The following is an 18,612-nucleotide window of genomic DNA, read 5'->3' on the forward strand; positions in this document are numbered from 1 at the left end:
GAGCGTCGACAGGGGGTCGTGAGCAAAAAGGTCCAAAGTGATGTGTGGATGCAATAAGAATCAGACGCCTATCTCTGTTTTTGAGTCTTTGGTCGCTGCCGGTTCCAATTTTCGGAGCGAAGAGGTCAAGGGAATTGGGTTGTTTGTGGTTCCCGCGCCTGAGAAGGGAATTTTGGAATACCGAACTGTCTATGTGGAAGGAATATCTTACTCTGAATGTGTGAAGAGGGGCAGTCACTGTGAAGTCTTTCAGTGGCTGCCGCTGGGAGTGAAGATTGTCCACAACGAAAAGTCGTTCACCGTCAATAGCTTGAAAGAGTTCGAGACTATGGAAGGGTTCGACTGTAATGACTCGTGCCGAGGCGGCTGTCCGATGGGCTGCACCTGCTTTGGGAACGACGTTTGGTGCAGAAGGAATAATTGACTGACGTGGAGAGCTGTCCTGCTGACACCGGGGCGACGTTCCAGAACAGCACCCGACCCGGCCCGCGCTTGGCGATGCAGATTTCCCAAGCTTTCGCGTCATAGTGCGGATCGGAAGGAAACGGCGGCTTCAGGGCCGCCGTTTCCGTGAATTTTCGCGGGTGGACGTGGACCGTTGCGCCCGCGACGTCGCGGGGGGCGAGTTCGCGCCCGACTTGGACAACATGGCGCCGCGCCCCCGGCCAGGCGGCCGCCAGACCCCGGGCCAAAACGCCCGATCCCGAAGCGCACCACACCTCGTCCGGGTCGAGTCCGGTCGATCGCGCGGCCGCGGCGATGGTCGTGATGGCCTCGGGAAAATCGACCCCGAAGGGGATCAGGAAGGCGCCGGTTTCCCGGCAATAGTCCCGCGCCCTGGCCTGGACGACGGTCATGTAACCGGGCGCGACCTGGACGACCTTTGCGCCGAGCCGGGACGCTTCCAGCGTCCGGGCGTGGGGCGTTGTGCGTTGGGCGACGAAGAGCGTCGCCTTGCGGCCCATGGCCTTCGCGGTCTCCGCAAGGGCGGTCTGCGCGCCGCCTTCGGGCGGGGTTGCATAAACGGCTTCGGCGGCGTTCTCGAACAGCTTGCCGATGAATCGCGCCTTCGTTCCGCCCGGGAAGAGATCGTCGCGGACGACCCAGATCCCACGATGGCTTTCGACGATCGGAACCCTCATTCCGCTTCGTCCTGGCCGCCTGCCGGATCGGCGGCGATTTCCCCGAACTCGACCGGGCCGCAGGCTTCGGTCGCTTTCCGGGGATCGCCCTTGCAGAACACCAGAACGTTCTGGTGGGTCCGGCCGAGCTTGCGCGCTGCGGTGAACTGGCGCCCGACCCGGATCGGCAGCGATCCGACGGCGGTCACGAGGATTGCGTCGTTGTAGAACCGCGCCCCGGCGGCTTCGAAGGCTTCAATCGTCCGGCCGGGCAGGTTCGCATAGAAGCCTTGGGCGTCGCGCACGTCGCCGATCACCCAGACGGCGAAGCGGTCGTTCTTCAGCAGCGCCACCGTCGCGGCGATGATCTTTGCATATTCCGTAAAGAAGGCTTCCTTGCCCAGGGTCGAGAGGTCCGACGGATCGTCGGAATAGACTTCCAGGTTCCAATAAGGCGGGCAGGAGAAGATCAGATCGGCCGCCACGCCCTTCGCCAGGGCGCCGATTTCGCGGCTATCGCCGTTGATCCAGCGCGGCGGGATTTCCCCGCCCAGCGCCGCTTGCGCTTCGTTGGCGGCGACCTGTTCGGCCCGCAGTTCGACCCCGACGTAAGCGCGGCCCAGGCGCGACGCCACGACGCCGCGGACCGATCCGCCCGCGAAGGGGTCGAGGATTGTCCCGCCCGGCGGGCAGAACCAGCGATAGGCGATCTCGCAAAGGACCGGGTCGAAGATCGAGGTGCCCGAAGCCGTGGGCGCGTCCGAAGGCTCGTAATGGTCGGCGAGGAATTCGTCGGTCGACAGCGACCGCCCGAGTTCCGCCTCCTTGGCGCGCTTCTTCGCGTAGAAGGCCGTGTCGCCCGCCGTGTGCGACGGCATCAAGACGCCGCCGTTTCGTTTTTCGCCAACTTCGTGTTCGCCGCGCATGAGGTCCTGCCCGAAGGTCCGCGCCAGGCCCTTAGCCATTCGCCGCCCCCTCTTCGCCGCGCCCAAGTTCCGAGCGGATTCCCAGCGAAAGCCAAGCGCGCTTGCGGTCTTGCCACCAGCCCTTCCGCGCGTCGAAGACCGAGAAGGGCGGCAGGCCGAATCTTTCCGCAAGCGAAAGGCTGGCGGCGCCGCCAGCCGAGGGAACCGCGGCGCCGCCTTCCTCGGGGCCTGCCGCTTCGGCCCCTCGGAATTGCTTTTCGTCGTCGGGCGCGTCGTCCAAGCCGAGCCCTTCGAAGAGTTGGTCGATTTCAAGGTCGGTGAACCCGATCACGTCGAGGTCGAAGTCTTCGTCCCGCAGGGCCGCAAGTTCGGCGGCAAGCATCTGCTCGTCCCAGCCGGCGCTTTCCGCGATCCGGTTGTCGGCGATCACAAGCGCCCGGCGCTGTGTTTCGGACAAGTGGTCCAGAACAATGGCCGGGACTTCGTCCAAGCCGAGCGACCGCGCCGCCATCAAGCGGCCGTGGCCCGCCACGATCACGTTGTCTTCGCCGACCAGCACCGGGTTGGTGAACCCGAACTCGGCGATCGACGCCGCGATCTGCGCGACCTGGTCGGCCGAATGCGTGCGGGCATTCCGCACATAGGGGATCAAGCGATCCACCGAGATCATTTCGATTTGCACGGAGTCCCTCGTTCCGTTCCTATTGGACCGCTCGTCGCGGTGCTGGACACCCGGGCGGCAACCCGGCAACCCAGATTTGGCAACCCGGGCCGGAAACCCAGATTTTTTCTTTGTCACTAGGCACTTGATGCGCTGTTGCCCCCCGCATACGGCCAGGTCCCGGGGGGACCCGAAGGGGGGAGGGGGAGGGCGGCGGGCCTGGCCGCCCGATCCTCGGGGGCCGATGCCGACCGCGACCCGTCGCCGCGCGCACCCTTCGCCGAGGATATCGACTTTCTAACCCCGGCCGCCCGAAAATGTCTCGCACGATGTTCGCCGGGTTTGCGGCCGAATGCGGGGATATGCGGCCTCCTGCGGCCTCATCGCCCGCCCGTCGATTTCGGATCGGCTTTCCGTTTCGTCGGCGATTTCAAATGGTTGCGGACGGTCAAGATCGCCGCGACCCAGCGCCGCCAAGCCGTTTGGCGGACGCAGCCGATTTTTATGCAGACCTGCCGCCAGCGCTGGCCCTCGGCCCGGAACCAGACCAGCTTCGCGTCGTCGGGCGAAAGCCAGCGCAGCCAGTCGATGCACTCTTCCATGCGCTGGATTTCGGCCGCCGAGGGCACGATCCGCACCCGAAATTCCCCGTAGCCGTAGGCGTGGCGGGCGTCGTGGACGTAGTCCGGCCAGCTGCGTCCCCAGGCCCGGGCGCCCGATCCGGCCGGATCGGGAAGGCGGCGCATGGTCAAAGCGGCTTCTTCGAAGCGGTCTTCGATTTCGCGGGGCGTCAGGTCGATCGGCAGGCCGCTCATTTCCCGGCCCCCTTCGCTTTGCGTTCCCGGGCGCGGAGCCAGGCGTTGACAACCGAGACCCGGTAAAGGACGCGGCGCCCGACCCGGATCGACGCGGGTCCGTCGCCCTCGGCTTCCCAACGCCGCAGCGTATCGGCCGAAAGGCCGAGCTGCTGGGCGAGGTCTTGCCGCGAAACCATTCCGTCCAAGAGTTTGTCAGTTCCCATCCTTTTGCCCCCTCGTTGTCTTTTCCTTCCGCAGCGCGTGCCAGCGCCGCAGGGCTTCGTTCGGCTTGCAGCCGTTCTTCGCCGCCCAAGCCGAAAGGGCGGCATAGCGTCCCCCGGTCGCCTCCAGGTCGAAAGCGGCCGTCCCAGTGATCGGGGCCAGGGCGTCCCGGCAATCCGCGTCGAATTCGGTCCCGGCGGGCTTCACGCTTCCACCCCTTCGTTCGCATCGAAGGTTCCGCTTTGGTCGCCCCAGGCGGTCCAGCCGGGCCGGGATTGGCGCGAGAAGACGTCGATCCGCCGCACCCCGGGAAGAAGGGCTTCGGCCGCCGCGTAGGCTTCCTCCGGCTTGCGGGAATGCTCGCGGACTTGCCCGAAGACGACCGACCGGACCGACCGCGTCGTCTTCGGCCGGCCGATCCGCGAAATCAGCCAGGGTTCGTCGCAGTTGCGGAAGGTATACCCGGTTCCGAAGGCCAGGCCGCCGCCCTTGGTCGTTTTGACCCATTCGCCCTTGGTCGAATAAGGGCACCCCCAGGCGTCCAGCACGTCGAAGGCGATCCGCAAGAAAGGGTTCGTCGTCCAAAGCCAGACCACGGCATCCTTGGCGGCCAGGACTTCCCGGACCGGCAAGGCTTTGATCCAGTCCAGCGATTGGCAGCGGTAATGGGCCCGCGCGTTCCGGCCCGGCCGCGCGGCCGAATTCGACCGGAAGTTCCACGGCGGGTCGACCATGATCAATTCGAAGCCCCCGGCCGGGCGCAGGGCTTTCCATTCGGCGGTCACGCGGCGGATATCGGCGTCGAGGTCCGGGTCGGTCATCAACGCACCCCCCGTTGCCGAAGCCGTTCCGGGGTCGCCAGGCCCCGGTCGATGATCGCCGCCGCGACGTCGGCCTTGATTGCACCGTCGGGTAGGAAGCGTTCGGAGTTGACCCAATCGGCGTGGAATTCGACGATCCGGTCGAAGTTCGCCCGCCGGTCGGCATCCGCCGCCGCGGCCTTGGCGCCCCTGGCACCGGCCTTGCCGGAAAGACGCGAAGCCCGATCCAGGACGGCCCGCTTGGCCCGGGCCATGTCGGCATCAAGCGCCTTTGGCCCGTCGGGCGGTTCCGGCCGGGACCGGCGCGACGCCCTGGCGATTTCGAGAATTCGCGCTTCCCCGAAGCCGAATTCGGTTTGCCAGCGCCGGACGTGTTGCCTTGCGGGCCAGCCCCGCCACCAGCCGGGCAAAGGTCCGTCCGGGTCGTGGCCGATGCTTCGAAGCAATTCCCGGAAGAAGTCTTCGAACGCGCCGTCGTCGGATTGCCTACCGCCAGGATCGTCGGTTTCCAACGGACGAACGGACGCCGATTTGGCGCCGTCCTCGCGCGCACCCGCGCGCCCCTCCTCCTCCTTTACTGGTTCTCTTACAGGGTTAGTGTCCAAATTTTGGACTCGGCTTTTGAGGTTTATTGGACTCGGCTTTTCGACCGACCCGTGTCCAATTTCCGGACTCGGCTGGGGATAGTTTTCACCCCCGTTCCCGTGTCCAAAATCAAGACACGGCGCCGGTTCGAAGTCGTTATCGGCCGCCGCCTGGCCGCCGCCCGCCGCGCCAGGATCGACCGCGAAATCGGCCTCGAACCCGAGGACGTAACGGGTGTTCAATTGCCGCCGCGTCTTGGGGTCGATCCGCCGGACGCGCCGGATCAACCCGACGCTTTCCAGTTCGGCGAGGTGAAGGTTCAAGGCGGCCCGCGACACTTCCGCGTCGGCCGCAAGTTGGTCTTGGGACGGGAAGCACCCGATATCGGGGTTATGCCGGTCGCAAAGATGCCAAAGCACCAGCTTGACCGAGGGCTTCAACCCGCGTTGCGCGATCGCCCAGTTCGTCGCCTTATGGCTCATCCGCTTCCCCGTCTTCCGCAATTCCAAGCCGCCGCCGCAAGACCGCGACTTCATCCCAAACCGCGAGGATCGCGGCCTGTTCGGGCGTCAAAAGTTCCGGCCGGGGCCGAAGGCGCCGCAGCGCCACTTCGTCCCGATCCAGCCGCGCCGCGATCCCCCGGATTTCCGCGCGAAGGGCGGCCGCGTCGGCGCGGCCCAAGGGCCCGCCCGCTTCGCCGTCCGCCGGATAGAAGGGATCGCCGATCATCATTCGCCGCGCCCCGGCCAAGGGACGACGACAGCGGGCCGCAGAAGGCCCCCGGCGCTTTCGGCGGCCTCGATACCCGGAAGGTCGTCCAGGCGCGGCAGCGGCCACGGCAGGCCCGCCAGCGCGGGCGCCTTGCGGCCCCGGGTCCAAAGTTCCGGCCGACCAAGATCGGGATGGGGCACAGCCGCCGCCAGGACGCGATCGAAGACCCCGTCGCGATCCATTGGCCAACCGACTTGCGGCCCGATCACGAGGTTCCGCTTCAGCCCTTCGCAAAGCATCCGAAGAAGAGCGGGCGAGGCGGTATCGCAGGCGCGCGCCAGGCCCGCCAGGGCGGCGGCCGGAAGGCCGAAGGGCGCAAGATAGCGCGCGAGGATGCGTTCCCGTTCTTCTTGGCCCGGGACTTCGATTTCGATTTGCAGTTCGAACCGGCGCCAGATCGCCGGGTCCAGCGACCGCGCGAAGTTCGACGCGGCGATGATGAACCCATCATGCCCTTCGATCCGTTGAAGCAGGACGTTGACGACCGAATTCATTTCGCGTTGCGCGTCGCGCCCGCCAGGTTGGCGGGCGGCGGCGATCGCTTCGAATTCGTCGAAGAACAGGACGGCAGGTTCTTCGCGGACCGCTTCGAACAAGGCGCCGATATTCCGCCCGGTCCCGCCCAGCAGGCTATCGACCAGCTTTTCCGGCCGGACGACCAGCAAGGGCAGGCCCAGCCGCGCCGCGAGGTGGTGCGCAAGCGTCGTCTTGCCGGTCCCCGGCGGCCCATGGAAAAGCGCCCGCCGCCGCGGCTTCAGGCCGACCGCCAGCAGTTCTTCGGCCGCCCAGATTTCGGTAAGCCATTCCAGCAGCGCGGCGCGGACCGGCCGCGCGAGGATCGGTTCTTCCGCTTCCGAAGGCGAAAGCAGATCCCCGAAATCGGACGGATCGGCGCCGGACGAATACCGTCGGGCCATCAGCGCGGCCCCATCCCGTCGCCGCCGTCTTCGGCCCGCCAGCCTTCGTCCCAGCGCCGCCGCCGCGGATCGTCCCAGGCGAAGGGATTGGCGATCACCGGCTTGTCGTCGCGCCGCGCTTCCCGGCCCAGGTCGAAGGCTTCGCCCGGCGAACAATCCGGCGCGTCGTCGCCCGGCCGCGCCCGCGCCGCCGACGGCGTCGGGCCCGGGGCCGCGGACGAAGGCGCGGGGGTATCGGGGACTTCTTCCATCCGCACCCCTTCCTTGTCGCGCCAAAGGCGCATCCGGGGCGCGGAGCCGACCTTGATCGTGATTTCGCCGTCAACCGGCGCCAACAGCTTCAAGGCGTCGAGGATCGACTCCTTCGCGGCGACGTCGACGCCCATCCCTTCGACGGCGCGGAACAGCGGCGTTTCGCGGGCCATGCCCACCGCCGCCATGTAAAGTTCCATCATCGCTTGGTCTTCTTCGCGTTCCGACGGGGGCTTCGCCCGCAGGCGCACGATCGCGGCGAGGTATTTCGGCGCGTAACCGACCGACTTCGCTTCGGCCAGGATCGCCTTTTCCAGATCGGCGGCGACCTTCTTTTCGGATCGGGCTTGTTCGATCTTTTCGACGAAGGCCCGCAGGCGTTCGCCTTCGATCATATTCGACCCGCGAGGGGTTTCGGCGTCCATCGTCTTTTCCTTTCGAAGGGGAAGGGGGAACGGGGCTTCGTTCGGGCGCAGGGCCGTCATCGCCGACCCTCCCGCCGCCCGAGGGCTTCGGCCCGGTCGCGGATCGCCCGGACCAGGTCGGCGTCGCCGAGTTCGTGATGTTCAGAAAGCAGCGCCCGGAAGCCGTCGAGTTCGTCCAAGGTCGCGCAGGACCGCGCCGCCCGGATCAGTTGGTCGCGCCGTTCGGGGGTCATATCGCACCCCCGTCGCACGAGATTTCGTTGAAGCAGGGCCAGCCGACCCCTATAAGTTGGTGCGGGCCGCACCTGGCCGGGCGCGACCCGCGATACCCCCTTCCGACCGTGAAACCAAAAGGGAGCATTCCGTTCATGGGAGATTTCGATTGGACAAGATCAGCGAACCCGCCGCGCCCGCCGTCACCCCGTCCGACGCCCTCGTCGCCGCCGGACACGCGGGGCCAACCGCCGGGGATCAAGCCGCCGCCGCGAAGGGCTTTCGCTACGAATTGATGCGGAGCGCGATCTACCACGATATCCGCGCCGACTGGCTCGGCCGGGCGAACCGTTGGTCGCTTTTCTTGACCTTGATCCTCGGGTCGGGCGCGGTCGCCGCGTTGGGCGCGCAATTGCCGACTTTGGGCCAGGTTTCCGGCCTTTTCGTTGCGGCCGTTTCCGCCTTGTCCCTGGTTTGGGATTTCAGCGGCCAGGCGCGGACCCACACCGACTTGAAGCGCCAGTTCTACCGCTTGCTCGCCGACCTGGAAGACGGCGTCCCGCCCGAGAAGGTCCGCGCCCAGGAACGACGGCTTTTCGCGGAAGAACCGCCCGCGCTTCGGGTGGTGATGGCGATGGCCGAAAATTGGGCAGGCGGCGCGATCTACGGCGACGACTTTGATCGCCATCGCATCGGCTTCTTCCGCCGCGCGACCGCGCATTTCTTCCCTTGGGCCGACGCAGCCTTCCAGCCCAGCCGGAAACCGTAAGGCCCCGGCCGGTTCGGCGAAGGTCAGTCGAGCCCGAGCTTCTTCCGAATTGCCTTTTCGGCCAGTTCCCCGGCAAGGCCAGCCAGTTTCTTCAGCGACAGAGCGCCGAGTTCCGTCGGCGACAAGGCCGACTTCAGCCGCGCCCAGACGTCTTGGGCTTCCAGCGCCGCCAGGAAGTTGTGTCCGTCCGTCGTCAAATCGCGCACAAGCACGTCCGAAACGGGGCGGCTCAGCGGCTTGAAAGATATCCCGTCCAGCATTCCGTCTTCGGTCAGTCGTTCGACATGCCGCGCGACCAACATCGGATCGAAGTCCGGCACCGTAACCGCTTTCGGTTGCAGGTCGTTGCGGTCCCGCACCGCCGTCAGGATAGCCCGGATCAGGTCGATATCGTTCTTCATCCAAGTTCCCCGCTGAATCGCACAAGCCACCGTAGCAGCTCGCATAGGGGCCGTTCCAGCCGGCATCGGATGGATTTGTCGTGAAGTGGTTTTCACTCCACCCCCCAGTTTCCTGACCTTTTGGACGGATTGAGGCTCTTTGGCCTTTCGGGCTGAGTGTCATGGCGGCCCCGCTTCGGGGGAACAGGAGGTCCGTCCGTGAATTGCAAGCATCCAATCGGCGGTGACGTAAGCCAGTCCTCTCTCCAGGGCGGCCCTGACGACCGCCCATTGCCACTCGGTGGGGATGCGGCCGGTAGCCGCCCACTTGTGGACGGAGGCGACGGGCGCGCCGATCTCGTCGGCGAACGCACGGCGGTTCGGCCAGGCTGCGATCAAAGCGGAGATGGCGCTATCGTTGGGCATAAAGCACAACTAATGGAAGAAATGTCCATTCGGCAAGATGGAAAAATCTTCGATTGGCGGCGACGCCCTGCCGCGCACTATTGGTTCATGGAAGAATCATCCAAAACTGACGTCCACCATCCGTCTCGGGTAGCGCCCAGGATCGAAGCCGTTCGAATGGCGGTCGGCCTGAATCGGTCCGAGTTCGCGGATCGGATCGACGTTGATCGCTCAAGTTTCACGAAGATCGCCGACGGGAAGAAGCCGCTTCTGCCCCGCGATGCCTACAAAATCTTCGAACTTTGGGGTGTTGACATGAACTTCCTCTATCTTGGTCAGATTCGGGATCTCCCCCCGAGCTTGTCGAGCAAGATCGTCAGCCACCTGAAGGCCCTGACCGAATAGAGCTGATGAACGCCAACCCCTAGGCGGCGACTGGTCCAGAACAGGAATCGGGCGCCCAAGGGGTAATTCATCCCAAACCACAAGCGTTCTTACTTTGTTCAACTATCGGTGGAGCAGAGCGGACTGTCAACATTAGAAGAAACTTCCATCAATGGATTGACTATGGAAGAAACGTCCACAATCATAGGGCGGCGCGATCCGTAGCGAGGCCCCCGATGGACGTTTCTTCCTTTCCCACTCCCGCTCAGGCGCCGAGCGCCCGCGAGGTCTTGGGCTTGCTTCTTGCCCTTCCGATCGAAGATCGCCCCGCGTTGTTGATCGCCTTCGCCGGGAAATTCGGCGGCGCAGCGATCCGGCCGGGGCAGGGCACCCACCTTTTCGAAATCACCGTCCTTGGCATCCACGCCCGGGGCGACGACCTTGCCGACGCCGCTCGGAATTGGATCGCCGTTGCGCGCAACCTTTACCCCGAGGCCGCGCAGGACCGCGGCGCGACGGAGGCCGGATTGACTCGGGCGTCGGCGATCCTTTCGCGGCCCCGGGAATTCACCGAAGCCCAGCTTCGCGTCGCTTGCCGTGCAGTCGTCCTTTGCGGCCGGGCAGATTGGTTGTTGCTTGGCCGGGCTTCGGCCTTGTTGCGTCAGTTGGACCGCGAAGCCGCCGAGCGGATCGCCGAGGGGGCACGGGCATGACCGACTTGCCGACCGAAGGCGAAATCCGGGCCCGGCTGCAATGGGCGGCCCTTTACGCCCGCCTTCAACGCGAACGCCGCCAGACGGCCGCCGCCAGGGCGGGGGCTTGGGCCCTTGCCATCGCCTTTGCGGCCGCCCTGGGCTTCATCGCTGCCAAGGCCCCCGGGGTTTGCGCGGCGACGATCCTGCAAGCCGAGGAACGGGGGGCGGAGTCTTGGTAAAGCCCCGCCGCCTTTCGCGCCGCCATCCGGCATTCGTCCGCTACGAAGACCACCAGAAGCTTTGGGCCTTGGTCGAAGGCGCCGTCGCCGACGCCCTTCGGACCCATCCCGATTACTTAACCGCCCGCGGCGCCCAGCTTGCGGCGGGCAGCATCACCAAGCGCGTCGTCGGCCAATTGGTCGGCCACGCCAAAGAGACCCTAGCGGGTGGTCGCCTTGGCGACCGTCGGCCGGAAGGCGCGTTCCAAGACGCCGACGGCAACCCTTCCTTGCACCAAGGGGAAGGGGAAGCGGGGCGCGTGGATTCACCCGCGCGCCCCGACGATCCCGCGCCGTTCACGCCCTTCTTCAGCCCCTTCGACACGGAGGCATCCGCATGACCACCGCCATCAGGTCGACCGAAATCGAAAAGTCCGTCCGCGCCGTCCTTCGCGGCGGGGCGCAGGTTCACCGCGTCACGGTCGATATCGCCGAAGGCAAGATCGTCATCGACACGGCACCCGATCCCGACGGCCCGCGCAGCTTCGACGCCCTGGATTTCAAGAAATGAAGAAGGTCGACCTTCCGCACCTTCGGCACAAGCGCGCCAAGGGCAAGGACTATTGGTATTTCGAGCGCATGGGCGAAAGGATCGCCCTTCCGCCGCCCGACGCCCCGGACTTCCTTGAGCAATACCAGATCGCCAAGCGCGGCCACCGCCCGGCGCCGTTGCAGGGCCGGACCTTCAAGCGGTTGATCGCGGAATACCGCGCCAGCCCCCGTTGGACGCGCCTGGCGCCCCGGACCCGGAAGGATTACGAGAAGGTCTTGGATTGGGCCGAGGCGACGTTCGGCGACCTTTCCCCCGCGAAGATGGAACGTCGCCACGTCATCCGCGCGCAGGCCGAGAACGCCGAGCGGCTTCGGTTCGCGAACTACATCGTCCAGGTCTTGTCGGTCTTGTTCGAACAGGCCATCGACTTGGGTTGGATCACCCACAACCCGGCGAAGGGCATCCGGCTTTTGAAGTCGGAAGGCGAGGATTTGCACAAGCCCTGGCCGGTCGACACGGTCGAAGCCTATACGGCCGCAGCCGCTTTCGGCACCCCCGCCCGCACGATCCTGGAACTTGCCATCGGCACCGGCCAGCGGATCGGGGATCTGTTGAAGATGCGTTGGGACGCGATCGAGGGCGACGGGATCGCGGTCCGCCAGGGCAAGACCAAGACCGCCCTTTGGATTCCCTTCACCCCGCGCTTGAAGGCTTACCTAGACGCCTTGCCGCGCCGGGCATTGACCATCGTCGCGGGCGCCGACGGCCGGCCGATGCAGTATTTCGCGGCGGCGAAGGCGGTGATGGTCGTTCGCAAGGCGGTCGGGGCCGAGGCCTATACCATCCACGGTTGGCGCTATACCGCCGCCGCCGAATTGGCCGCCGCCGGGGCTTCCGACGAAGAGGTTCAAGCGATCACCGGCCACAAGAGCCGCGCCATGGTCGTCAAATACGCGGGCGCTCAACGCCAGCGCACCCACGCGGCCGCCGCGCAGGCCAAGCGGGAGCCGAAGGCATGACCGGCGCCGCGATCCTCGCCACCGAAGACCAGTTGCGCCGTTGGGCGGCCGCCATCGCCGATTGGGACGAAGGCGGAGAAGAAGCCATCGCCGAGATCGAAGACCTCCTTGCCGACCTCGACGCCGCAGACCAGCCGCCGGCCGTCCCGCTTTGGCAGACCGTCTGCGACGAATGCCACCGACCCATCGGCCAGGCCCACACCCCGACTTGCCCGCAAGACGGAATCGTCACGGCCGCCGATACCCCGGGCGGCCGCCCCATTCGCCGCGCCGATCCGGCCGCAGCCCCGAAATCCGGCCCCGACGGGGCGGATCAATCCCGAACCGAAGGAGCATGACATGCTGGGATTTCTGAAGGAGAAGATCGCCGGGGGCGCCAAGCGCCTCAACGGCCGCGCCGATTTGTTGGAAGCGGCCTGCGCGGCTTGCGTCCTGGTCGGCGCCGCCGACGGCAACCTGGACGACGACGAAGCGGGCGTCGCCCTGGATCGCCTGTTGAGCCACGACACGCTTTCCAAGGCGTTCACGGGCACCCATATCGAAGCCGCCTTCGACAAGCAGGCCAAGCGGGCCAAGGCCGGGATTTCCGGGCGGGTCGGCTTGAAGCGCGAGGTCGAAGAGGCCCGGGCGAAGTCGACGGCCGAGGATCTGGAAATGGTCTTCGTCATCGTGATCGACGTCGCGGGGGCCGACGGCCAGATCGGCGACAAGGAAATGAAGGCCCTTCGCGACTTGGGCCAGACCTTGGGCGGCCTTTCCCCCGACCGCTATCTGAACTGACGGGGCCAGGGATGTTGAAGACCGCAGCGAATTGGCTGGTCGTCGGCGGGATCGTCTGCGTCGCGCTGATGACCGTCGCCAACGGCGTCACCGACCTGGTCCTCGGCGCCGTGATGGTCGGACTGATCTACGTCGGCGCCAAGATCGACCCCGAGGCTTGAACCCGGCCGCGGGCGGTTCACCGCCCGCGCCTTCCGCCCTATCGACCGACCGGAAAGCCCATGAACATCCAGAACCAGTTGAAGATCACCCCGCATCGGGTTGCGGCTTTGGCCGAAACCTTCGACGACCAAGATATCGCCGAAATCTTTGGGATCGCGGAATCCTCCGTCAAAGCGTTGCTGATCGAAGCCCGCTTCGCCCGTCGCCATTGGGTCGTCCGTTGCAACCGGACCGGCCGCCGGATCGCCGCCCGCAGCCAGCGCGGCGCCTATCGCATGGTTTGCCTTCTTGGCTTCGTCGATTGGGATTGGTGGCCCGAATCCGAACCGGAGGTCGCCGCATGACCGCAGCCCCGACCGAGGCCGCCAGGATACCCTTTTGCGGCCGTTGCGCCGATTGCGGGCACGTTTGGACGGTCGCCTGGCTTCCCATGGCCGTCGATAAATTGGCGGCGGTCGCGACGGCGGCCCTATGTCCCTATTGCGCTTCCGCGAAGGTCCACGCGTTCCCGACCTTCGACGAACCAGCCCCGGCGGCCGATCCCGGGGCGCGTCGGTGACGGCGCCCCTTCGGTTCTTGTCGGTTTGTTCTGGGATCGAAGCCGCTTCGGTCGCTTGGGCGCCCTTGGGTTGGCAGGCGGCCGGCTTCGCCGAGATCGACCCCTTCGCCAGCGCGGTCCTTAGCGCCAGGCACGGCGCCGGTCGGCCGTTGTTCATGCCGTCCCCGGAGATCCCTGATCTTACCGCAAAGGACCGCAAGCGCCGCGCCGCCGCGATCCGCGCCGTTCAGAAGCTTCCGGCCGAGGGCCGGGTGCCGAACTTCGGAAACCTGGAAGCTTGGAAGGATTGGCCCGATGCAGCTTTCGATGTTCTCGTCGGAGGAACCCCTTGCCAGAGCTTTTCGGTCGCCGGACTCCGAAAGGGCCTGGACGATCCGCGCGGCAACCTGGCCCTCGTCTATCTTGCGCTGGTTGACCGATACCGCCCCCGCTGGATCGTTTGGGAAAACGTCCCCGGTGTCCTGTCGTCGTCTAAGGGGCGGGACTTTGGTTCCTTCCTCGGGGGCTTGGGCGAACTCGGGTATGGGTGGGCCTACCGAGTGCTGGACGCTCAATTCGTCCGAACACTCTTGTTCCGAGGCGCCGTTCCCCAGCGAAGGCGGCGTGTCTTCGTTGTCGGATATCTTGGAGATTGGCGACCTCCCGCCGCGGTTCTATTTGACGCCGAAAGCCTGCGCGGGAATCCTCCGCCGAGCCGCACGACGGGGCAAGGCGCTTCCTACGACGTTGCACCTTGCCTTGCGGCAAGTGGCCGAGGCTTCGACCGGCCAGGCGACACGCGCGGCCAGGATTGCCTGATCCCGGCGGTTTCGGGAGCCTTGGCGGCCCGCGACGCGAAAGCGCCCAGGGCCGAAGACAACGTCGGGATCATCGCGGTGCCCCGATCATCCCAAGTATTCGCGTCCAGGGAGGTTGCGCAGGCGATCACGGCCAATTATTCCAAACAGCCGGATAACAGCGACACTGCCTTAGGGCCGAACTTGGTCCTTCGGTCAGAAGTCGCCCATACCCTTCGCGCCGAGGGCTTCGACGCCAGCGAAGACGGCACCGGCCGAGGAACCCCCATCGTCCCGGTCGCCCCGACATTGCTGGCCTTGGGCAACACAACAGGCGGCCACCGCCCGCCGGGGTCGACGGTCGACACGGTCGAGACCTTGATCGTCGAAGGTGCCGCCCCGACGGATCGCCGCTGGGCCGTCCGCCGCCTGACCCCGGTCGAATGCGAGCGCCTCCAAGGCTTCCCCGACGGATACACGGACATCGTCAGCGGGGGGCGGAACTGGACCCCGGATGGCCCGCGCTACCGGGCGCTGGGGAACAGCATGGCGGTCAACGTGATGGGCTGGATCGGCGAGCGCATCGCCTTGGTCGACGGGCTCGGAGGCCATGACTGATCCGACCTTGCACGGGAATCACGACCCTTGCCCGGCCTGCGAACTGCGCCGGGAAGTCCAGGACAAGAGCCCGATTTTCAGGGACGAGGTGCTGTGCAACGTCTGCGGTGGCCGGGGGTTCTTGCCCTTGAGCGATGCAGAGATCGTCCGTCGGACATGCGACGAGGCTCGCCGGTTGTATTGGCCGCGGCGGATTTCGGATTGACAGGAACTTAGCGATGGCCTTCGGCGGCCGCGCTGCATATAACCGCCCACGAGTCAACGGCATAGGATCATGGTCGGAATGGAAATGGAAGGCAGCCTGGACCTATCGGCATACGAAAGGCCGCACGTTCAGGATATGGCTTCCCCGTTCCGCTATCCGGGAGGAAAGGGCTTCCTCACCGGCTATCTTGGTTCGAAGCTATCCGAGATCAAAGCGGGCGAAAGGCACTATGCCGAGCCGTTCTGCGGGGGGGCCGGAGCGGCCTTGAATCTTTTGAAGTCTGGCGTTGCCGACGTCATCCATTTGAACGATGCCGACATCCGGGTCTATTCGGCCTGGCGAGCCATGTTGTTCGAAACCGACCGCTTCCTAGACCGTTTGCGCGACGCAAAGGTGGACATGGAAGAATGGGACAGGTCGATCGATCTGGTTCAGAACGCAGACAATTCGAAAGACTATTCCTTCGATTTGGGGTTCGCGACCTATTTCATCAATCGCACCAGCAGGTCGGGAATTATCTTAGGCGCAGGGCCGATCGGCGGCTATGCGCAAACCGGGCGGTGGAAGATCGACGCCCGGTGGTATCGGGAGACCATGTCTTCGCGAATTCGCTGGCTCGGGAGCGCGCGAGACCGCGTTCGGCTGACGAACGAAGACGCTCTGACGTTCATGGCTAGGTCCAGAACCCGTTTGCCCCTTGACGACTGCTTGATCTTCGTCGACCCCCCTTATGTGCAGGTCGGATCGCGGCTTTACCTCAATGCGATGAACGAGGCGAAGCACAGCGCACTGGCCGATATGCTCCAGGGCGGGACTTTTCCGAATTGGATTCTTACCTACGACAACCATCCGCTGATCCACGAGCTATACGCTGATCGAAGGATCGAGACTATTTCGGTCAACTATAGCCTCAGGACCACTCGCAAGGAAAAGGAAGTCCTTCTTCGGTCCTTCTAGGCGGCTAGCGCAAAGACCCGATAGTCTGCGATCCAGCCGGTCAGTTGTGCCAAGTTTGCGGCTTCGTCCATGTTCATACCGCTCCTGGCAAGAGCGATGCCGACAAGCGCATGCTTCGGCGTCGTAAAACGGTCGCAGATATGCCCGTGCTGATTGGAAGCACGACGCCAAAGATGGCCGTCAGTGATCCTGAATGGAATCAAAGTTACAAAGTTATGCTGGCCCGACCCTCGATCTTCGAAGAAGTCGTTCATGAACTGATTGTATTCGAGAGAAGCCGGTTTATCGACCCAATTGTGGCCTGATGCCAGTTGGCCGAACCAAATCGACGCGGGCGGCGGGCGAAGTTGATGCGGCCAAGCTATTACATCAATACCGCCGTCTTTGGACCTCGGTTGATGATCCCGGCCCGGAGTATCTCGCGCCTTTAAACCTATACCCCAGCCTTCGGCACGACGCAGGGCTTCAAGGATGCTTTCCTTCGTTTCGCGCGGAAATCCAAGGCTGATTGCCGGGCCACCAGCATGGCCCGCCACGGCAAGCGTTCCTAAAATCTGATAAACGCGATTGCGAAGTCGTCTAAGGATGTCGCCTTCGGGTGGAACCGTAAGGATAGGCGAACGAGAAATGTGAGAAGCGATCAGGCACAGGAGGTAGAAACAAGCGTTCTCGCTGTCGGCCGAGGAAATCAGGCTAACTTCTTCGCCGTCCCCGCTCAAGTCGAAGGGGTAGGCCTCTCCCAAAGCGGTCTTTCGGTCGTTCAGTTCAGTTTCGATCTCTGCCCGGAACGCATCATCTGCCAGATCGAATTCCGCAATATCCTCGGACTGTTCCTCTTGCAGGGTTTTGCGCCCACCTGAAAGTTCATCGAGCCTCGCCTTACCGAATTCATCAAAGAAGGCTCGAAGTTCCAACCAGTCGAGTTGAATATCTGCTCCCGCATTTGATGCGGGCAAAGCCAGCAATGCCATTCTATTTCTTCTCGGCCTTAAGATTCTTCCGCTGCATGACAGCGACGATGGCGTCGGCACGATCAGAGCAGCTTACCGCAAATTCCAAAAGTTCGGGCTGGGCCTCTGGGTCGTAATCCGCAGCGGTTTCGAGACTGGTCTTCAAGGTGGCGGCCGAAGCAACTATGTTCGCTGCAAACAAACTGGAGCGCGGCGTCGCCGTCACGACGGCATCTTCCAAATTGCCGCGTTCGGTAAGTTCGCGCAACGCTGCGGGGTGCGCGATCACCGACTTAAGGCGGTTCAAATCCTTGGCTTGGGTCTGAATGACTGGTTCAACTTCATCACGCTTTGATCCGTAAAGCCACTTCAGAAGGCGCCGCAGTTCTTCGAGTTTAGCCTGGGGGACCGGGTTCACGATGGGGTCGGCGTTTCGCGCAGGACGGTCCATTCCGAGGTATGTCGTAAATTCGGCGTAGGCGAGGGCGGTGTAGAGATGGGAAAAGCTGAACGATTTCTTGGTTCGCTCATCTAAATCATAGACCCCAGCGCCTTCCGCTTGTCGGATTACATATGCGGCGGTCACCATCCGCAAGAGGGTGTCGTGCTTGTCGCCCATCCGCAAAGCAATATCGGACAACGACAACCCGCCAGGTTTAGCCCGTTCGGTATCGAGCCACCGCAGCGCGAAAAGGGCCTTGGCATAGGCATCCCAGGCTTGCGGGCCATTGATGTGTTTGAAACCGATCAGGTTCTTCGCGCCGTCTTTGTCGGCCACCCGGAAAACGAGGATGTTTCGAAACGAAGCCAAGACGGCGTCGGGCAAACCGTGAGGGGTCGACACACCGCACTCTTTTGCAAGCGCCTTGTCCCGCAAACACTTGATCGCTGCCAGGCGCCTGTTGCCTTCAAGGACGACAAGGCGGTCGTCAGCGGCGTAGACGATCATCGGCTCGATGCCGATGTAACCGTTGAAGCCGAGAGATTGAATCAGTTCGCCCAAATCCGCGGTGCGATTCAGCTGGATGATGATGGCCTGATCCGAAGTGTTCTCGGGTTCTTTATCCGGTGTAAATCGGGGGTTATCCCGATCAAAGTCGAGAAGCTCGACCGAAACCGGAGTTGGTATGGACAGAGGGACGTCGTTTTCTATGGCCATGGCCGGTCTTCCATCATCTTCTCCGAGATTCGGGCAAAATCCGAACCCCGCGCGGCAACGCGCGTTTCAAGCAGTTCCCCGCACCTTGCCCGCGCGCTTGGTCAATGCCAACAGAAAAAGACGCCCGCGAAACGGTCTCCGTCTCGGTTTGAGCGATTTCTTCGTGGGTTGGAACGGAACGGGACCGGAACGGGAAACGTGAAAACCAAAGTGAAAACCCTCGGCGTCAAGGGCTTAGGTTGTCTGCTAACCTATTGAAAATAGTGGTGCCCAGAGCCGGAATCGAACCAGCGACACGCGGATTTTCAATCC

28 protein-coding genes are annotated in these 18,612 nt (G+C 64.3%); 13 read left to right on the top strand and 15 right to left on the bottom strand.

All coding sequences use genetic code 11. The annotated features are described in order from the left end of the window. Positions 1-326: 326 nt before the first annotated feature. The 12 genes from NX862_RS18885 to NX862_RS18940 all read right to left on the bottom strand — a co-directional run bounded on the left by NX862_RS18885 (position 327) and on the right by NX862_RS18940 (position 7,731). Complete coding sequence (locus NX862_RS18885) at positions 327-1,142, bottom strand: pyridoxal-phosphate dependent enzyme (protein WP_216977130.1); 816 nt, start codon at positions 1,140-1,142, stop codon at positions 327-329. Beyond that, positions 1,139-2,086, bottom strand: a complete 948-nt coding sequence (locus tag NX862_RS18890; RefSeq protein WP_216977132.1) for a DNA methyltransferase — start codon at positions 2,084-2,086, stop codon at positions 1,139-1,141. Before NX862_RS18890 ends, NX862_RS18885 begins: the two co-directional genes overlap by 4 nt. Next, positions 2,079-2,729: a ParB/Srx family N-terminal domain-containing protein gene (locus NX862_RS18895; RefSeq protein WP_216977134.1), complete on the bottom strand. Its 651-nt coding sequence runs from the start codon at positions 2,727-2,729 to the stop codon at positions 2,079-2,081. Before NX862_RS18895 ends, NX862_RS18890 begins: the two co-directional genes overlap by 8 nt. Before the next feature lie 359 nt (positions 2,730-3,088). Further along, positions 3,089-3,523, bottom strand: coding sequence for a DUF6362 family protein (locus NX862_RS18900; RefSeq protein ID WP_216977136.1), 435 nt, complete (start codon positions 3,521-3,523; stop codon positions 3,089-3,091). Then, a complete protein-coding gene (locus NX862_RS18905) occupies positions 3,520-3,729 on the bottom strand; it encodes a helix-turn-helix transcriptional regulator (protein WP_216977138.1) in 210 nt (69 codons plus the stop codon). The genes NX862_RS18900 and NX862_RS18905 overlap by 4 nt, the downstream gene beginning before the upstream one ends. After that, a complete protein-coding gene (locus NX862_RS18910; protein WP_264495495.1) occupies positions 3,719-3,934 on the bottom strand; it encodes a hypothetical protein in 216 nt (71 codons plus the stop codon). Before NX862_RS18910 ends, NX862_RS18905 begins: the two co-directional genes overlap by 11 nt. After that, positions 3,931-4,548, bottom strand: a complete 618-nt coding sequence (locus tag NX862_RS18915) for an MT-A70 family methyltransferase (protein ID WP_264495496.1) — start codon at positions 4,546-4,548, stop codon at positions 3,931-3,933. Before NX862_RS18915 ends, NX862_RS18910 begins: the two co-directional genes overlap by 4 nt. After that, a complete protein-coding gene (locus NX862_RS18920; RefSeq protein WP_264495497.1) occupies positions 4,548-5,615 on the bottom strand; it encodes a helix-turn-helix domain-containing protein in 1,068 nt (355 codons plus the stop codon). The genes NX862_RS18915 and NX862_RS18920 overlap by 1 nt, the downstream gene beginning before the upstream one ends. Next, positions 5,605-5,862: a hypothetical protein gene (locus NX862_RS18925; protein WP_264495498.1), complete on the bottom strand. Its 258-nt coding sequence runs from the start codon at positions 5,860-5,862 to the stop codon at positions 5,605-5,607. The genes NX862_RS18920 and NX862_RS18925 overlap by 11 nt, the downstream gene beginning before the upstream one ends. After that, positions 5,862-6,821: an AAA family ATPase gene (locus tag NX862_RS18930; RefSeq protein WP_264495499.1), complete on the bottom strand. Its 960-nt coding sequence runs from the start codon at positions 6,819-6,821 to the stop codon at positions 5,862-5,864. Before NX862_RS18930 ends, NX862_RS18925 begins: the two co-directional genes overlap by 1 nt. Beyond that, positions 6,821-7,498 (bottom strand): DUF2312 domain-containing protein, encoded by a 678-nt coding sequence (locus tag NX862_RS18935; protein WP_264495500.1) that lies wholly within the window; start codon positions 7,496-7,498, stop codon positions 6,821-6,823. The genes NX862_RS18930 and NX862_RS18935 overlap by 1 nt, the downstream gene beginning before the upstream one ends. Positions 7,499-7,554: 56 nt before the next feature. After that, on the bottom strand, positions 7,555-7,731 hold the full coding sequence (locus tag NX862_RS18940) for a hypothetical protein (RefSeq protein ID WP_264495501.1): 177 nt from the start codon (positions 7,729-7,731) through the stop codon (positions 7,555-7,557). 149 nt (positions 7,732-7,880) lie between these two features. Between NX862_RS18940 and NX862_RS18945 the strand changes: the two genes are divergently transcribed. After that, positions 7,881-8,480, top strand: coding sequence for a hypothetical protein (locus NX862_RS18945; protein WP_264495502.1), 600 nt, complete (start codon positions 7,881-7,883; stop codon positions 8,478-8,480). Between the two features lie 23 nt (positions 8,481-8,503). Here NX862_RS18945 and NX862_RS18950 read toward each other — a convergent pair whose 3' ends face one another. Next, positions 8,504-8,881, bottom strand: coding sequence for a DUF2513 domain-containing protein (locus tag NX862_RS18950; protein WP_264495503.1), 378 nt, complete (start codon positions 8,879-8,881; stop codon positions 8,504-8,506). A gap of 198 nt (positions 8,882-9,079) precedes the next feature. Between NX862_RS18950 and NX862_RS18955 the strand changes: the two genes are divergently transcribed. From NX862_RS18955 to NX862_RS19010, 12 genes are all read left to right on the top strand, one after another. After that, positions 9,080-9,670 carry a helix-turn-helix domain-containing protein gene (locus tag NX862_RS18955; protein WP_264495504.1) on the top strand — a complete coding sequence of 197 codons (591 nt, stop codon included), beginning with the start codon at positions 9,080-9,082 and terminating at the stop codon, positions 9,668-9,670. Positions 9,671-9,981: 311 nt separating this feature from the next. Beyond that, the gene (locus tag NX862_RS18960; RefSeq protein ID WP_264495505.1) at positions 9,982-10,362 is read left to right on the top strand and encodes a hypothetical protein; all 381 of its coding nucleotides are present in this window, start codon (positions 9,982-9,984) and stop codon (positions 10,360-10,362) included. After that, positions 10,359-10,583, top strand: coding sequence for a hypothetical protein (locus tag NX862_RS18965; protein ID WP_264495506.1), 225 nt, complete (start codon positions 10,359-10,361; stop codon positions 10,581-10,583). The genes NX862_RS18960 and NX862_RS18965 overlap by 4 nt, the downstream gene beginning before the upstream one ends. Further along, positions 10,577-10,963 carry a hypothetical protein gene (locus NX862_RS18970; protein WP_264495507.1) on the top strand — a complete coding sequence of 129 codons (387 nt, stop codon included), beginning with the start codon at positions 10,577-10,579 and terminating at the stop codon, positions 10,961-10,963. Before NX862_RS18965 ends, NX862_RS18970 begins: the two co-directional genes overlap by 7 nt. Then, entirely contained in the window at positions 10,960-11,133 is a 174-nt protein-coding gene (locus tag NX862_RS18975) for a hypothetical protein (RefSeq protein ID WP_264495508.1), read from the top strand. The genes NX862_RS18970 and NX862_RS18975 overlap by 4 nt, the downstream gene beginning before the upstream one ends. Continuing rightward, a complete protein-coding gene (locus tag NX862_RS18980; RefSeq protein ID WP_264495509.1) occupies positions 11,130-12,134 on the top strand; it encodes a tyrosine-type recombinase/integrase in 1,005 nt (334 codons plus the stop codon). Before NX862_RS18975 ends, NX862_RS18980 begins: the two co-directional genes overlap by 4 nt. After that, a complete protein-coding gene (locus NX862_RS18985; RefSeq protein ID WP_216977163.1) occupies positions 12,131-12,472 on the top strand; it encodes a hypothetical protein in 342 nt (113 codons plus the stop codon). Before NX862_RS18980 ends, NX862_RS18985 begins: the two co-directional genes overlap by 4 nt. A gap of 1 nt (position 12,473) precedes the next feature. Beyond that, complete coding sequence (locus tag NX862_RS18990) at positions 12,474-12,914, top strand: tellurite resistance TerB family protein (protein WP_264495510.1); 441 nt, start codon at positions 12,474-12,476, stop codon at positions 12,912-12,914. An 11-nt stretch (positions 12,915-12,925) separates the two neighbouring features. After that, positions 12,926-13,075, top strand: coding sequence for a hypothetical protein (locus NX862_RS18995; protein WP_216977159.1), 150 nt, complete (start codon positions 12,926-12,928; stop codon positions 13,073-13,075). A gap of 60 nt (positions 13,076-13,135) precedes the next feature. Then, a complete protein-coding gene (locus tag NX862_RS19000; protein ID WP_216977157.1) occupies positions 13,136-13,420 on the top strand; it encodes a hypothetical protein in 285 nt (94 codons plus the stop codon). Positions 13,421-13,547: 127 nt separating this feature from the next. Continuing rightward, positions 13,548-15,029 carry a DNA cytosine methyltransferase gene (locus NX862_RS19005; RefSeq protein WP_264495511.1) on the top strand — a complete coding sequence of 494 codons (1,482 nt, stop codon included), beginning with the start codon at positions 13,548-13,550 and terminating at the stop codon, positions 15,027-15,029. 274 nt (positions 15,030-15,303) lie between these two features. After that, a complete protein-coding gene (locus NX862_RS19010; RefSeq protein ID WP_264495512.1) occupies positions 15,304-16,191 on the top strand; it encodes a DNA adenine methylase in 888 nt (295 codons plus the stop codon). On the opposite strand, the gene NX862_RS19015 is transcribed toward NX862_RS19010, so the two are convergent. Together NX862_RS19015 and NX862_RS19020 are read right to left on the bottom strand one after the other, a co-directional pair. After that, positions 16,188-17,162: a hypothetical protein gene (locus NX862_RS19015; RefSeq protein ID WP_264495513.1), complete on the bottom strand. Its 975-nt coding sequence runs from the start codon at positions 17,160-17,162 to the stop codon at positions 16,188-16,190. The genes NX862_RS19010 and NX862_RS19015 overlap by 4 nt on opposite strands. 1 nt (position 17,163) lies before the next feature. Beyond that, complete coding sequence (locus NX862_RS19020) at positions 17,164-18,300, bottom strand: hypothetical protein (protein ID WP_264495514.1); 1,137 nt, start codon at positions 18,298-18,300, stop codon at positions 17,164-17,166. Between the last annotated feature and the right edge of the window lie 312 nt (positions 18,301-18,612).

Source organism: Stagnihabitans lacustris, assembly GCF_025950525.1.
Classification (GTDB): Bacteria; Pseudomonadota; Alphaproteobacteria; order Rhodobacterales; family Rhodobacteraceae; genus Stagnihabitans.

Excerpts from the sequence above, each read along its gene's own strand:
- NX862_RS18885 (WP_216977130.1), bottom strand. The coding sequence starts at position 1,142 with ATGAGGGTTCCGATCGTCGAAAGCCATCGTGGGATCTGGGTCGTCCGC.
- NX862_RS18890 (WP_216977132.1), bottom strand. The coding sequence starts at position 2,086 with ATGGCTAAGGGCCTGGCGCGGACCTTCGGGCAGGACCTCATGCGCGGC.
- NX862_RS18900 (WP_216977136.1), bottom strand. The coding sequence starts at position 3,523 with ATGAGCGGCCTGCCGATCGACCTGACGCCCCGCGAAATCGAAGACCGC.
- NX862_RS18905 (WP_216977138.1), bottom strand. The coding sequence starts at position 3,729 with ATGGGAACTGACAAACTCTTGGACGGAATGGTTTCGCGGCAAGACCTC.
- NX862_RS18915 (WP_264495496.1), bottom strand. The coding sequence starts at position 4,548 with ATGACCGACCCGGACCTCGACGCCGATATCCGCCGCGTGACCGCCGAA.
- NX862_RS18920 (WP_264495497.1), bottom strand. The coding sequence starts at position 5,615 with ATGAGCCATAAGGCGACGAACTGGGCGATCGCGCAACGCGGGTTGAAG.
- NX862_RS18925 (WP_264495498.1), bottom strand. The coding sequence starts at position 5,862 with ATGATCGGCGATCCCTTCTATCCGGCGGACGGCGAAGCGGGCGGGCCC.
- NX862_RS18930 (WP_264495499.1), bottom strand. The coding sequence starts at position 6,821 with ATGGCCCGACGGTATTCGTCCGGCGCCGATCCGTCCGATTTCGGGGAT.
- NX862_RS18935 (WP_264495500.1), bottom strand. The coding sequence starts at position 7,498 with ATGGACGCCGAAACCCCTCGCGGGTCGAATATGATCGAAGGCGAACGC.
- NX862_RS18940 (WP_264495501.1), bottom strand. The coding sequence starts at position 7,731 with ATGACCCCCGAACGGCGCGACCAACTGATCCGGGCGGCGCGGTCCTGC.
- NX862_RS18950 (WP_264495503.1), bottom strand. The coding sequence starts at position 8,881 with ATGAAGAACGATATCGACCTGATCCGGGCTATCCTGACGGCGGTGCGG.
- NX862_RS18965 (WP_264495506.1), top strand. The coding sequence starts at position 10,359 with ATGACCGACTTGCCGACCGAAGGCGAAATCCGGGCCCGGCTGCAATGG.
- NX862_RS18975 (WP_264495508.1), top strand. The coding sequence starts at position 10,960 with ATGACCACCGCCATCAGGTCGACCGAAATCGAAAAGTCCGTCCGCGCC.
- NX862_RS18980 (WP_264495509.1), top strand. The coding sequence starts at position 11,130 with ATGAAGAAGGTCGACCTTCCGCACCTTCGGCACAAGCGCGCCAAGGGC.
- NX862_RS18985 (WP_216977163.1), top strand. The coding sequence starts at position 12,131 with ATGACCGGCGCCGCGATCCTCGCCACCGAAGACCAGTTGCGCCGTTGG.
- NX862_RS18990 (WP_264495510.1), top strand. The coding sequence starts at position 12,474 with ATGCTGGGATTTCTGAAGGAGAAGATCGCCGGGGGCGCCAAGCGCCTC.
- NX862_RS18995 (WP_216977159.1), top strand. The coding sequence starts at position 12,926 with ATGTTGAAGACCGCAGCGAATTGGCTGGTCGTCGGCGGGATCGTCTGC.
- NX862_RS19000 (WP_216977157.1), top strand. The coding sequence starts at position 13,136 with ATGAACATCCAGAACCAGTTGAAGATCACCCCGCATCGGGTTGCGGCT.
- NX862_RS19005 (WP_264495511.1), top strand. The coding sequence starts at position 13,548 with ATGTCCCTATTGCGCTTCCGCGAAGGTCCACGCGTTCCCGACCTTCGA.
- NX862_RS19010 (WP_264495512.1), top strand. The coding sequence starts at position 15,304 with ATGGTCGGAATGGAAATGGAAGGCAGCCTGGACCTATCGGCATACGAA.
- NX862_RS19015 (WP_264495513.1), bottom strand. The coding sequence starts at position 17,162 with ATGGCATTGCTGGCTTTGCCCGCATCAAATGCGGGAGCAGATATTCAA.
- NX862_RS19020 (WP_264495514.1), bottom strand. The coding sequence starts at position 18,300 with ATGGCCATAGAAAACGACGTCCCTCTGTCCATACCAACTCCGGTTTCG.